Below are 13,912 nucleotides of genomic sequence, written 5' to 3'. Positions count from 1 at the left end.
CCCTATTTTTTAATATTATTATCATCATCAACAGCTACATCTGCTGTCTTTTTATGCCCCAGCAGTGCAAGTTTCTCCTGCAGTTTTTGTCTTGCCTTGAATAAATTCGATTTGGAAGTACCGGCAGATATTTTTAAGAGTTCAGCGATCTCATCGTGCGAATACCCATCAATTGCATACAGGTTAAACACGGTGCGGTAAGCTGGTGAAAGACCCTGAATTAAAGTAAGCAGATCCTTATAAGCCAGCTGATCATATATGGCGGCTGCATCACCTATATGCTGATGCGTATCTACATCATCATGATCTGAGAACTTCAGGTTTAAGCGGTAATGATCAATTGCCGTATTGGTGATGATCCTGCCAAGCCAGGATTTAAACGGCTTTTCCGGGTCATATTTTTCAATATGAGTAAAGACCTTCAGGAACCCATCATTCAGGACATCGGCAGCATCATAATCGTTTAGGGAATACCGCCGGCAAATAGCCATGCCATAACTATAATATTCTTTATAGAGCACGTACTGACTGGATCTGTCCTGCCTGATGCAACCGTTAATTATTCCCTGCAAATTAATCCTGATTATAAGTTGCGCATTTTACTTACCCCTACTACGGCGAAAACCATGTATAGGTTGCCAAACGTAATAAAAAAATGTTTTATTTACCACAAATAACTGTATAAGAGCGCATTATTTTTTATTCTGAGGATTTTTTCTCGTATCCACGCAACCTTAAAGGAAAACCTGCCGTAACCGCTTTAACATTAAGACAAATTATTATTCAATTAAAAACAAGACAATGGTAAGAACTTTAAGAAAAACAATCCTGCCTGTATTTGTGGCTTTCAGCCTGTTCCTGTCTGCCTGCAGTAATAAAACACCAATGCCTCCCGAAAACGGCGGAGGTAGTACCGGCCCCCTGAAACTTACAATTACAGCTGATGCAAAATTTGGAACTATTCTGACTGATGCTAACGGAAGAACATTATATTTCTTCGCCAACGACCCCAATGGTACTTCAAATTGTGAAACCGGACAATGTGCTGTAACCTGGCCTTCCTACAGCGCCGGCAGTGAAACTCCGCCGGCTGGAATAGATCCCGCACTGATCGGAACGATTACACATGCGGACGGCACCAAACAAACCACGTACAAGAAATGGCCATTGTATTATTATGCAGGTGATAAAGTTAAAGGCGACGTTAACGGCGATGGTATAGGAGGCATATGGTTTATTGCAAAACCAGATTATTCAATTATGCTGGCCAACAAACAACTGGTAGGCTCTGACGGGAAAAACTATATAGATGCACTGGTCGAGGGAACAGCAAACACGGTGTATTTAACGGACGGAGCCGGATTAACCCTGTACGGTTATCAGCCGGATAAATTTAACCTGAATACATATACTGCCGCAGATTTAAGTAATGACAGGTTCTGGCCCATATATCAGTCGGACGTGATGAATGTTCCTTCCATTTTTTCGAAAGACCTGTTTGCAACAATCACTTCCGTGGGCAAAAAGCAACTGTCCTACAAAGGTCACCCCCTATATTTTTATGTGGGAGACACACAAAGAGGCCAGACAACCGGCATCAATCAGCCACGACCTGCACCATGGCCTGTACTTACACCAAAAACCCCGGCACTCACTCCTTAACCAAGCACGCATATGATCATGAAACAAAGAAAAATCTCCGCAGGAATGGTATTGGCCTATCTCCTGCTCATGGCCTGCACAAAAAAGCAGGCCGAAGAATTTAAACCTGAAGCACCGGAAACACCCGGTGCTAAAGTCAGTTATGCAGCTGTGATAGATCCGATATTTAAGGCCAGATGTAATGGCTGCCATAGTGCCGGAAGGTCTGGTTCGGTAGCATGGACTTTCAGTGGCCTCAGTTCAGTGACTGCCGACGCAGACAGAATCAAAAATGCTGTTCTGGTTAAAAAATCCATGCCACTGGGCGGCAGTCTGTCTGCTACAGACCTGCAGTCGATAAAGGACTGGTTTGACCAGGGAATGCAACCCTAAAATCTACAGACAACAAATCCCAAGTTCAAAACCTTCAGACTATGAAAACACTATTGTTTACCCTCATCTGCGCATTCTTTTGCATTTCAGTTCATGCACAACACCTTTACACGAGCAAAAGCACTTCAATTTCCTTTTTTGCAAGTACTCCTGCAGAAGATGTTGAGGCCACAAGCACCAAAGCAAGTTCGGTGATTGACACCAAAACACGCAACCTTATTTTTAAGGTCAGCAATACTACTTTCCAGTTTCCAAAGAAATTAATGCAGGAGCATTTCAATGAAAACTATATGGAAAGCGATAAATACCCGGCATCCACTTTTAAAGGAAAGATCAGGGATGACATTGACCTGGAGAAAGACGGTACCTATACCGTAACTATAGATGGCAGCCTTGATATTCACGGAATAACAAAGAATTATCAGACGACAGCCACGCTTATAGTGAGCAAAGGAACAATCACTGCCAAAACCAGTTTCAAAGTTACGGTAGCAGATCACCAGATCAAGATACCAACCCTGGTGTTCGCCAAAATTGCGCAGATCGTAGATGTGCACATATCAGCTGTTTATCAACCAAAATAATCAGGAAACCGACATGATGATTCAAAAGATATTACTAAAACAAAAATGCCTTCTATTCTTCATACTAATGCTGGTCACCTTAAAAAGTTTCGGGCAGCAGGACCTGGAGAAAGAACTGGGCAGTACTGCCCCTTTACATGAAAAAGTAAGCGCAACCTTTAAATCTACCAAACTCATTAACCTGCATACCAACGAAACCATTTTTAAAAACGAGCTTGATTTCAGGATTGATCACCGCTTTGGAGATATCGCCGGCAGTAACGGCGGCATCAGGCGGTTCTTTGGTTTAGACAATGCAACAGATGTAAGGATAGGTTTTGAATATGGACTGAGCGACCGGCTGAGCGTTGGCTTTGCAAGAGCTAAAGGTGCCACTGATGTCCAGCAGCTGTACGAAGGAAACCTGAAATTCCGTTTGCTGGAACAAACCACTGATGATTATATTCCTGTTGCTGTTACTTTATTTGGAAGTACCACTGCCACCGGTGTTACCGCAAGTGACGACCCCTCTTCTGGCACCGCCTATCGCAATTTTAGTGACAGGCTTAACTTTGTTACCCAGGTAATTATTGCAAGGAAATTTAATTCCAGTTTCTCTTTTACCCTTACCCCAAGTTATGTACACCGCAATTTTACCGCCTTCAGGGATCAGAATGACCTCTTTGCGCTTAGTGCCGGCGGACGGGCCAAGATCAGTAACAGATTGGCTTTGGTGGTAGACTATACCATGCCTTTCCGTAATGGGTCCGACCAGGATTATCTGGAAGGCCTCAGCGGAGTGAAATACCGTAATGCATTGGGAGCAGGTCTGGAAATTGAAACGGGCGGCCACGTCTTTAATCTCAATTTTACCAATGCTACAGCTATAGAAGAAATGCAGTTTATCCCTCAAACTACGAGCAACTGGTTAAAAGGCCAGTTCCGCTGGGGTTTCAGCATTGCAAGAAGATTCTCCTTCCATAAAAAAAGTAAGGCCAAAAATTAAGTTGCTGTTCAGCAACTTAATTTTTAAGTTTTCTCAACAGCAAACCAAAAGGGATTTTGGGTTCTATCCAGGTAGATTTTGGAGGGAGCATGATCCCCTGCTGTGCAATTTCTATCAGCTGTTCTGCATTCATGGCGGCCATAGTAAAAGCAATTGCGTCAGGGTTTTCCAGCAGGATTTTTTCCAGTTCCAGGATAGCACCTGCACCGCCCACAGGTATAAGCCGCTGGTCAGTTTCGGGCCTTTCGATATTAAAGAAAGGCCTGAATACCATTTCCTGGAGCAGACAGGCATCGGGAAGCGAGCCGGTATCCTTCAGCTTACAGGTCATGTTATACCACCTGCCTGAAATGAACAAGCCAAATTCGTGTTTTTTCATTGGCATGACCATTTCGTTGCGCTGTGATCTGGTGACAGAAAATGATTTCTTCAGGTCCCTGAAAACCTGATCTAAACAGATCTCTTCCGAGGGGATGATCACCCGGTGGTACTCTTTGATCCTCAGCTGGTCGCTCGCCAGGTAAAAAGAAGAGATATAATTGAAATCTGTTGATTTTGCTCCTGCCTTCTGCATTGTTTTACGGTAATGCACTGCAGCTGCCAGGCGGTGATGCCCGTCGGCCAGGTATACATTCTGCAGCTCCGAGAAACAGCTGCTCAGTTGCTGGATGGTCTTGATATCATATACCGTCCAGATTCTGTGAAATACTTTATTTGCATAATATACGGAGTTTGCTTCAGCCTGCTTGATTCTTAGCAAGACTGCGCGGATTGCTGCTGTAGGGCGGTGGGTGATCAGCAAGGGACCTCCTTCCAGCCCCACTTCGTCCCTGTAATTGACCAGTCCTGAAGAATTGCTTTCCAGGGTAGCCTCGTGGGTTTTGATATGTCCGTTTTCAAAATCATCCAGGTCGGTCACAGCCCAGACACCTGTCTGGATACTACTACCTTCGGTTATCTCGTAAATAAATATACAGGGATGCTCCTCCTGATAGAAGTCGCCCTCATTGATCATCTTCTTAAGATTTCCAATAATATGATCATTAGTTAAATGTTTGTTGGCTTCGTGCCCTTTATCCAGTTTCTGCGCAACTATTCCATTGCATTTGCCGGATACTGCTGAAGAGCGCAGAGAGATCATTTTATCAACGTAAACGTCCTGAGGCCTCAAGGCCATGAAGGGTCTGATTGTTGCCATAAATTGCTAGCTATTGTCGTACAAGTTTGTTATTGCATTGCAGCCTATACAAGCGCTGTAACAGGAACAATTTTGTCCTGCATCAGAGTTGTGAGTGGATTGGCTGGTCATTTGAAGGTTAGATTGGTTGTATGACTACAAAGTTCCACAGAGATTATTGGATATTATTACCGGTCTTCCAATAAAGAAAATTATACTGAATAGCCATTATCCGACAAAATTTAGAACTGATTGGAAGGACATTAATTTTCTTGTGCAAAATAAAGTTTCTCTGGTAGATGTAAAAAAAGGCACAAGGCGTACTTAATACACTAAGCGTTCATTCTGTGGCATTTACAATTTAAGTAAATAAAGTTTTATATTAAAGGATCATAAAGTATCTTGCAATGAAATTGTCTCCCCTATGAAAAGATCTGATTTTCTGCTCTTCCTCCTTCTGTTTATTTACACGGGTGTTTTTGCACAGAAACAAAATGTTTATCTGATCAAAAACAACGGTCAATATGTAGAGAAACAGGATAGTGCAGATTTTATACGCATTGTCCAGGAGCCCGATACAGGATCTGAATTGTTCATCGTCAAGGAATATTATAAGGACGGAAAACTAAAAAGTCTCGGACTGTCCCGAAAGGTTGACCCCCCGCTTTATGAAGGGACTTACCGCTCCATGTATGACAATGGCAGTAAAAAGCAGATAGCAAATTTTGCAAAGGGAAAGCTGACCGGACAGGTATTGAATTATTATCCAAACGGAGAACTCTATTCCTGCCTTATTTATAATGATGCTGCACCAGGCTCCGATTCGGCACCCTATCAGGTTATGCAGGTGAACGATTCTACCGGGAAATCGCTGGTGAAGGATGGTAACGGACTCTGTGAGTTTTACGATAACGACTTCAGGTATATCAGCAGCAGAGGAATGATTAAGAATGGGGAATATGATGGATTGTGGACCGGCGAAGACAGAAACCTGGGTATAACCTATAAAGAAACCTATGCAGCAGGCAAAATCATATCCGGTGAAAGCACTGATTTGGAAAATGTGACTGTCAGCTATACCAAACCAGAGGTAAAGCCCGAATTTAAAGGCGGTGCAGCCAATTTTTACCGGTATTTAGCCAGGAGTATACGTTATCCTCCAAATGCCCAGCGGTTATGGAAACAGGGGGTAGTACTTGTTAATTTTGCGGTAGAAAAAGATGGCTCGCTAAATGACTTAAAAGTGTTCAATTATGCAGATCAGGAACTGGCGGCAGAAGCATTGCGGGTAGTTCAGCAATCACCACCATGGGAGCCTGGAACGATGCGGGGCAGAAAGGTGCGGGTGATGTTTAATGTGCCTATATCATTTACCCTGAGCAGGTAATAGATTAAGCGGAATAAACAGGCTTTTCTTTCCGTATAGGTACAACTCCCGTTTTCTTTGTTTTCTTTTGCTTCCTGAGCCAGATCATCAGCCCGGTGATAGGAAGACTCGCCGAAATTAAAGCAGCTATAAAAGCTACTATTTTCCCAAAAATGCCAAATAACTGCCCGGTATGAAGATCATAATTGGTCGACTCCAGTTTATCTGCCAGTTTAAAGTTTTTGTATAGCTTATATTTAGACATCTGCAGCGTGGCAGGATCAAAATAAAAGACATTCTGTTTTCTGAACCATTCAGAAGGATAAATGATTCTTAAACGGAGCTCTCCTGTTTTTCTGATGGATAAAGCTGTTTCCTTTGCACCTGGATATTCAGCAATAGCTGCTGAATATATGCTTTCATACTTTTGTGGCAGGTTATCCAATTCAGATGATGTGGCCTTTACAGGCCCCACCGAAACAGGCTTGGTCAATTTGCTTCCTGTTAAAAAAGTAGCCCCTGCTTTGAAACCGTCAAAAGCAAAGTATAATCCCGAAAGGGCAATAACGATTAAAATCCCGGAAGCATAAAAGCCCAGAACATTATGCAGATCGTAGGTTACCCGTTTAACTGAAGCATTCCATTTGATAGTTAGCGATTGCCTGAGCAGACGCATCTGATTGGGGAACCAGAGGATCCATCCGCTGATGAGCATAATGACAAAGATGACGACGGACCAGTTCATGATAAATTTACCAGGTTCGCCCAGCAGCAATGTCCTGTGCAGATCCTCATCAATATCAAGCCAGTCGGGTTGCGCTTTTTTTACCAGTGCTGCCGTATAGGGGTTAAAATAGTACTCATTTTTTTTACCGCCGGCGACCATAACCGTTGCGTCCGGACGGCTGTTATTAATTCTTATCGTGGTCAGCTTTGCGTTTTTACTAACCTTTTGATAGCTTTTAATGATGGCTGCAAGGCCAACAAAAGGTTTTTGCTCTGCCGGAACATAAAGTTTTTCCTGCTGGGTAAAATCCCGTATTTCCTCTTCAAAAACATAGATAGAACCTGTAACACTAATTATAAATACCACCAAACCTGTTGCCAGACCCAGCCATAAATGTATTTGCAGAATTGCAGTTTTAAATCTTCTACTTTTTGCCATGAGGATGCTGCTAAAACAGTAAATATAGGGTTAATTAGATTGAATACAAACAATGAAGCCCCCGGAATATCCAGGGGCTTCATTGTTTACTCTAACCTTATAGTTTAGAATTTGTAAGATACTGTTCCGATAAAGCTTCTCAATTGCTGAGGGTTAGCTGTAGAATATCCTATGAAATATTGTTTATTCGTAAAGTTATCTGCTTTTACTGCAAACCTGAAGTGTTTGTCATAATCCCAGAATGCAGATGCATTCAGTAAAGTATAGGCAGGTAAGATAAATACGCCCTGGCCTGCAGCTCTTGAATTGATGATTTTATTATCGCTTGCATAATTTCCACCGATACCGAAACCTATACCTTTAACAATATGTGCGGGAAGTCTGTAACTCGCCCAGAAGTTAACCAGGTAAGGAGAACCTGCCGTACCTGGTCTTAAACCATCCAGATCAGCACTTGTCTTTTCATACTTGGAATCGTTGTAGGTAAAACCTGTAGTTACATTAAATCCTGAAAAAGGATTGGCAGTAATCTCAGCTTCGAAACCTTTACTTAACTGTGTTCCGTCCTGAACTTGGTTGTTTGGTGCAGGAAGCGTATTGTCCGTACGAACAACATCTTTTACCTTGATATCATAGTAACTGATGGTAGAACTTAAACGACCATCAAAAGCGCTCAGTTTTACACCGCCTTCAATCTGGTTCGCTTGTTCCGGTTTAAAGGCTCTGCCCTGGTAATCACTGCCTGCCCTGTTGGTGAAACCATTCTGATAGTTTCCGAAAACCGATACCACATCCTTAATTACCTGGTAAACCAATCCAAACTTTGGTGAAAAAGCAGTTTGATTAAATGCGCCTACCGGATCAGTAGCTGGTGGATAGTAGCTGCCTCCATTTTTAAAACGGTCAACTCTGATCGCTGCCTGGGCAATTAACCTGTCTGTGATGTTCAGGACATCAGATGCATAGGCACTGTAAGTATTGGTGGTATAAATATAAGGATATTGCCCTACACTTCCATTTGCGAAGGCTGCAGTATATACTGCGTTGAGCCCTTCAGCATTAAAGGCCCCATAGTTAATTGAAGAATTGTTCAAAGGTACAATGTCATACGATGCCCCAAGGTAATGCTGATCGGAATTTCTTCTCAGGTAGTCTAAACCTACAACAATGCGGTTCCTTAATCCGGCAATACGGAAATCGCCGTTAAAGTTTTGCTGGATCTCTAAAGTCTGGTCTTTACTTTTTGCGGTCGACTGATCATTACGTGCAATATACTGGGTTCCGGCTACGGCGTTTGGATAACCAAATTGAGTGGCTGTTTCAGCAGATAAAATATAAAAGTACGGCCCGAATCCATCGCTATAACTATTTGTTAAAGTAGCGTTGGTAGTTGAAGTCCATGAATCACTGATCTTATAAGTAGCTTGTCCAAAGAAGTTGGCACTTCTCGAAAATTGGCTCAGGTCATTACCCAGATAAGTCTTTTTGTAATCGAATTGAAGTTCATCCGCACGGTCAGTACCTAAGCCTGTTGTAGATGTGATGAAGTAATATGGAGAGATCTGTGAACGGCCTGCCATGATCTCTGCATCTAAAGTAATCGATAGTCTATCATTTGGATTATAGGTAAGTGTTGGCGCAACTGTGTAGTTACGGTTAAATCCTGCATCCTGGAAACTTCCTTTGTAATTGTAAGCAGAATTCAGACGGAACAACACTTTTTTCTGGGCATCTAATGGTGTATTAAAATCAACGCTTGTGCGGAAGTAATCATAACTTCCTGCACTTACGGCAACTTCACCGCCTACAGAATCATACGCTTTTTTTGTAACACGGTTGATTAAACCTCCGTATGAGGTAAGTGTACTGCCAAAAAGAGTAGCTGATGGGCCTTTAATGATTTCGATATGATCAAGGTTGGTAGCATCAATTGTGCTGGTCACATTACCTGCGATACCATTACGGATATTAGCCTGTGTAACGAACCCACGTGAACTGTAATATGCACCACCATCACCACCACGGCCTGTAGCTTCCCATAATTTTGTTATACCCGGGGCATTGCGCATCGCATCATCAACAGAGTATACAAGTTGATCCTGCATCAGCTGATTGGTGATGGTATTGTAAACCTGAGCATTTTCCAGATTATTGAGGGGCATTTTACCAACGTATTCACTCTTGGTACGCTTGTACTTATTCGTTTTACTTGCGTTTACCATGATCTCCTGTAGCTCGCCTTTACTTTGCTCCAGCATAAAATCGCTGGTTACAGTTTTGTTGGCAATAACTTCTACGGACTGGCTTTTGGTAGTCAGGCCAACGTAACTTACCGTTACAGTTTGTGTACCTGCTTCTACCTTTTGAATTTCGTATTTTCCGTTTTCATCAGTAGTAGTGCTTCTCTTCAGTGCCTTAATGTAAACATTTACAAATTCTCCGGCTTTATTATCTGAAGTTTTTACAGTCCCTTTGATTGTCCCGTATCTGGATTGCCCATCAGCAGCAGCTATGGAAAAGCAGCAAAGCAGCATCAAAACTGCTTTCAGACCTATAGATTTTAGATTGGGTAATGGTGTTTTCATTCTATGTGTAATATTAGACTAATTATAAATAGTCCGCAATACTACAAGTTTTTCAGGATATCAAATAATAATTTAACATTTGAAGGAGCAAAAAAAATTGATTACGCACATATATGTGTGCTCAATCCATCATTTTGACGTAGAAAACATAAACCGCAAGTTTAACCAGCCAGATAACGGGATTTTGAACATCCTGTAACAGTCCGGCCAGTAGAAATGAGAAAAAATAATTAAAAATAGACTAGGCGTTGACCGTATCAGATTTAACTTTCAGGTTTTTGAACAGATATTCAGAGATCATATGCTTTTTCTCATTGATCTGCGTAAATTCAAATTGTTCTTCACCTTCAGCGGCGGTCATTGCGTCTTTGGCTTTATTATAAGAGCACCTGTAAAGCTCTCCACCATTCTGCAGTTTTCCTTTTTCGTATTGGGAAGATGATTTATAGTCGCTTAGTTTTTGCTGAAACATCCTTTCAACTTTGCCTAAGGTTTGAGTTTTAGCCTGGAAGATCAATTCCCAATCATCGATGTTGCCGCTTTTGGAAGTGGCAATATTCAATGTTTTGATCCTGTCTTTCACTTCATTTGAAGAGCCCACTTTAATCAGGTGGTTCTTTTTGGATCCGGCAATGTAGATATAGCCGGTTTTATAGGTCCTTAATGCAAAAGGGATTCTGTCTGTATCGCCCTGTACAAAAACACCATCAATATCTGTAAAGTTATAATCACTGTTTTCTATACATCCGCTGACATTATAGGCAATCACCTTTTCGGTTTCCAACATTCTTTGTTTTAATTCGTCTGACATTGCCTCACCATTGGCATCAATCAGTACATCTTCCGAAATCTGGTGTTTTTTTATAAAATCTTTCTGCTCCTTAGTCAACGGCGTTTTAATAATCATGTACAATATTACTGATATTAATTGGCATTCAATGGATGTTCATTTCAGAATGGTCATCCGCGACACAGTGATTTTCAACTATTTTGGTAACAATTAACTGTAAATTACAGCAGCTTTTCCAAAATCAGGACGGTGAATGATGCAGGGGCGAGCATAACATTCATTTTATCCAGATTAATTTTTCTGGCTGTCTCTTTTTTAATGACCGCATTTTCGCGTTTGAACGTGTTTGCCGCGTAAAGATTGCCTGCGGTATATGTGAGTTGCCTTATCGTTCCGTTTTTAAAAGCCAGGGGCAGGTGATCCACTTTGATCGACGTGTTAACCGAATGCGCTGCATCACGGTTTACCATAGTAAATATGATCTGGTTACCATTTTCAGCTATGCTGGATGAAACATCAAGTGCTTTAATTCCTGGTGCCATATCTGGCGATACTGTTGCTGCTTTTAACGCATATTTACCAGAATAATCCCTGAATGCTTTCAGCGGGGCAAAAACTGTTTGTCTGAACGAGCCGGATGAATCGGCCATAATCGGCGCAAGTACATTCACTGTCTGTGCCCATGTTGCCATCCCTACAGATGAACTGTGCCGCTGAAACAAATTCAGAAATGTGGCTACCCCAAGGGCGTGCGACCAGTTGTACTGATATTCCATCTGGAATAAACCTTTCCCCTTTTTGGAGTTGATATCCCATATCCCCCACTCATCAATGGCCAGCTGTATGGGTGCTGTCCGCGCAGGGAAGCGGTACCATGCATTGAAATTAGTGACTTTAGCGGGGAACTTGCTCAGCAGCAATTCCATATCCAGTAGCGGTTTTTCAAACTGATCTATAGATTTGATCAGCGTAGTATAAGAAGTATCAGCAGGAATTGAATACAAATGGATAGCCAGGAAATCGCATACAGGGTTTAGTTTTTCCAGGACCTGACGGCTCCATTCCGTGTCATCCTGGTTACCAACCAGCACAAGTTTCAGGTCATGGTCCTGCAGTTTCATCAGTTTTACAAAAAGCCAGGTATCTTTGATATACTGCTGTACATCCTGATCACGACCTGCATCCGTTTCAGCATATTCTTCATTCCCTATGCCCCAGTATTTCACATTGAATGGTTCGTTAAAACCGTGTGCCCTCCTTAAGTTTGCGTAATAAGTATCCCCGGTACCGTTGCAATATTCTACCCAGTTGGCAGCTTCTTCGGGCGTCCCTGTAGCCATATTCACAACCAGAAAGGGCTCAGCGCCAATTTTACGGCAGTAAGAAATAAATTCAGTAGTGCCAAAGTGGTTATCTTCTACACCGCCCCAGATCAGGTTCTTCCTTTTTTTCCTTTCAGCTTTTGGCCCTACCCCATCTTCCCAGTGATAGATCTTTGTAAATGTACCGCCGGGATATCTCAATAATGGCGTATGCAGTTCTTTTACTTTTTCAATAACGTCCATTCTGAACCCATCCTGATCGGACAGGGCAGAATGTTCATCATAGATCCCGCCATTTACAGCACGGCCAAGATGTTCGATAAACTGACCGTATTGAAGTGGACTGATCAAACCTGTTTGCTGGGCTGCATCAACGCTGACAGATGCCTGTTTTATGTTTTGTGAAAAGACAGAAAAGGTAATTAGACTGAAAAGGCAGAAAAAAGAAATCTTCATTTTTAGTAACGGGTAAATAGCTTAAAAGGCCGAAATTAATCTTTCTGCGCAGAATTCACCGGATAATCCACATAAATTACTTCTGGCAGATCACCAAATACGCTTTCGGTAACCGAGCATAACCACAATTTGTGATTAAAAGCTTTGCCCCTGTAGGTTTCCATTAAATAATCGCCGCCGCCAAGCTTACAGTTTGTCCTGTCTTTGATGAGCTTCATCTGATCTGCCCCTTTAATCGGTTCATCACTCATTTTTAAGAAACATTCGTTTTGGTTACCTGATATTTTATCCAGCATGGTATCTGCGCCTTCTACCATCTCCAGATCAACTTTTGACTTGGTCCATTCCGGCAGGTCTACAAACCACTTTTGTTCTTCTGTTTTATAAAATCTGAATGTTCGTTTCATATTACACCATCGTATTCCCGGATCAATCAGATTCTGTGCCAGCAATACCTTAGCCGATAAAATATTCTTTTATGACTATATATACGGGTTAAGTCCTGCGCTTAAATAATAGGTTTCAGAATCCTGCTCCATCTTACTTTGTTCATCAGGTTCGCTGCCGGGTCAATACTCAGCCAGGTGATCATGGCTTTGCCAATCACATGGTCTTCCGGTACATAACCCCAGAAACGAGAGTCCAGAGAGTTATGGCGATTATCCCCCATCATCCAGTAGTAGTTCATCTTAAATGTATAACTGCCAGCTTTTTCACCATTGATCAGTATATTCTTTCCCTTCATTTCTACCTTGTTGTGCTCATATAATTCAATCGCTCTGCGGTATAAGATCATTGTTGATTCGTTCAGCGTAATAGTCATGCCCTTTTTGGGTAACATCAGCGGCCCGAAATTATCCATATTCCATTTGAACTTTTCATTGTGCGGAAAGATCTCTGCATCATAATGTCCTGCGGGATCTATTACTGGGGTCAGCTTCCTGATATACGGATAACCTTTAAATACTGCGAGGCTTGCTGCCGGAATAATCATCGTAAAATTTTCAGGATCAGTCTGACCGATAATCTCGATCCCCAGATCATGAAATACTTCAGGATTGATGGTATTACCGTCAGTAATTACTTCATAGGATGTCTGCGATTTCTCTGCATTTGGCGCAGCCTTTCCATTGATAAACACCTGCCCGTTCATGATGCTGAGCACATCTCCTGGGGTGGCCTGGCAGCGTTTGATCAGGTTAGTTCTCACGTCAACCGGCCTGTCATAGGAAAGATCTGCTTCTTCAGGTTTATTGAATACAACAATATCTCCTTTTTTGATAGCAGCCAATCCAGGAAGACGAAAATAGGGCAGCTGGATACCGTCCCAGTAAGTTTTGATCTGATATTTGGTAATAGTAGATTCTAAAAATGGATTCTGAACCGGTGTGAATGGCATCCTTGCGCCGTAGCTCATTTTGCTTACAAACAGATAATCACCGGTAAGC

13 protein-coding genes are annotated in these 13,912 nt (G+C 42.1%); 5 read left to right on the top strand and 8 right to left on the bottom strand.

Annotation, left to right across the window (positions count from 1 at the left end; genetic code table 11):
- Positions 1 to 2: 2 nt before the first annotated feature.
- Positions 3 to 572 carry an RNA polymerase sigma factor gene (locus tag ABWY16_RS17460; RefSeq protein WP_353905944.1) on the bottom strand — a complete coding sequence of 190 codons (570 nt, stop codon included), beginning with the start codon at positions 570 to 572 and terminating at the stop codon, positions 3 to 5.
- Between the two features lie 229 nt (positions 573 to 801).
- On the opposite strand from ABWY16_RS17460, the gene ABWY16_RS17455 reads away from it, so the two are divergent.
- The 4 genes from ABWY16_RS17455 (at position 802) to ABWY16_RS17440 (ending at position 3,603) form a co-directional block, all read left to right on the top strand.
- Complete coding sequence (locus ABWY16_RS17455) at positions 802 to 1,662, top strand: hypothetical protein (RefSeq protein ID WP_353905943.1); 861 nt, start codon at positions 802 to 804, stop codon at positions 1,660 to 1,662.
- Positions 1,663 to 1,680: 18 nt separating this feature from the next.
- Positions 1,681 to 2,034 carry a cytochrome c gene (locus tag ABWY16_RS17450; protein WP_353905942.1) on the top strand — a complete coding sequence of 118 codons (354 nt, stop codon included), beginning with the start codon at positions 1,681 to 1,683 and terminating at the stop codon, positions 2,032 to 2,034.
- Between the two features lie 41 nt (positions 2,035 to 2,075).
- Positions 2,076 to 2,618, top strand: a complete 543-nt coding sequence (locus tag ABWY16_RS17445; protein WP_353905941.1) for a YceI family protein — start codon at positions 2,076 to 2,078, stop codon at positions 2,616 to 2,618.
- 67 nt (positions 2,619 to 2,685) lie between these two features.
- Entirely contained in the window at positions 2,686 to 3,603 is a 918-nt protein-coding gene (locus tag ABWY16_RS17440) for a DUF5777 family beta-barrel protein (RefSeq protein WP_353905940.1), read from the top strand.
- Positions 3,604 to 3,619: 16 nt separating this feature from the next.
- Here ABWY16_RS17440 and ABWY16_RS17435 read toward each other — a convergent pair whose 3' ends face one another.
- Positions 3,620 to 4,801 (bottom strand): DUF1015 family protein, encoded by a 1,182-nt coding sequence (locus ABWY16_RS17435; RefSeq protein ID WP_353905939.1) that lies wholly within the window; start codon positions 4,799 to 4,801, stop codon positions 3,620 to 3,622.
- A 403-nt stretch (positions 4,802 to 5,204) separates the two neighbouring features.
- Here ABWY16_RS17435 and ABWY16_RS17430 point away from each other — a divergent pair, with 403 nt between their 5' ends.
- Entirely contained in the window at positions 5,205 to 6,167 is a 963-nt protein-coding gene (locus ABWY16_RS17430; RefSeq protein ID WP_353905938.1) for a TonB family protein, read from the top strand.
- A 4-nt stretch (positions 6,168 to 6,171) separates the two neighbouring features.
- Here ABWY16_RS17430 and ABWY16_RS17425 read toward each other — a convergent pair whose 3' ends face one another.
- The 6 genes from ABWY16_RS17425 to ABWY16_RS17400 all read right to left on the bottom strand — a co-directional run.
- Positions 6,172 to 7,311 carry a PepSY-associated TM helix domain-containing protein gene (locus ABWY16_RS17425; protein ID WP_353905937.1) on the bottom strand — a complete coding sequence of 380 codons (1,140 nt, stop codon included), beginning with the start codon at positions 7,309 to 7,311 and terminating at the stop codon, positions 6,172 to 6,174.
- A 104-nt stretch (positions 7,312 to 7,415) separates the two neighbouring features.
- Positions 7,416 to 9,896, bottom strand: coding sequence for a TonB-dependent receptor domain-containing protein (locus tag ABWY16_RS17420; protein ID WP_353905936.1), 2,481 nt, complete (start codon positions 9,894 to 9,896; stop codon positions 7,416 to 7,418).
- A 241-nt stretch (positions 9,897 to 10,137) separates the two neighbouring features.
- Entirely contained in the window at positions 10,138 to 10,803 is a 666-nt protein-coding gene (locus ABWY16_RS17415; RefSeq protein WP_353905935.1) for a GIY-YIG nuclease family protein, read from the bottom strand.
- Between the two features lie 104 nt (positions 10,804 to 10,907).
- The gene (locus ABWY16_RS17410) at positions 10,908 to 12,464 is read right to left on the bottom strand and encodes an alpha-L-arabinofuranosidase family protein (protein ID WP_353905934.1); all 1,557 of its coding nucleotides are present in this window, start codon (positions 12,462 to 12,464) and stop codon (positions 10,908 to 10,910) included.
- A 35-nt stretch (positions 12,465 to 12,499) separates the two neighbouring features.
- Positions 12,500 to 12,871 carry a DUF6717 family protein gene (locus ABWY16_RS17405; RefSeq protein ID WP_353905933.1) on the bottom strand — a complete coding sequence of 124 codons (372 nt, stop codon included), beginning with the start codon at positions 12,869 to 12,871 and terminating at the stop codon, positions 12,500 to 12,502.
- Positions 12,872 to 12,972: 101 nt separating this feature from the next.
- Positions 12,973 to 13,912, bottom strand: a 940-nt coding sequence (locus ABWY16_RS17400; protein ID WP_353905932.1) for a S26 family signal peptidase, incomplete at its 5' end; no start/stop codon positions are given.

Origin of the sequence: Pedobacter sp. (assembly GCF_040513095.1) — a bacterium.
Classification (GTDB): Bacteria; Bacteroidota; Bacteroidia; order Sphingobacteriales; family Sphingobacteriaceae; genus Pedobacter.
The sequence above is the reverse complement of the archived record's forward strand: the minus strand, read 5'-3'. Positions and strand labels throughout refer to the sequence as shown.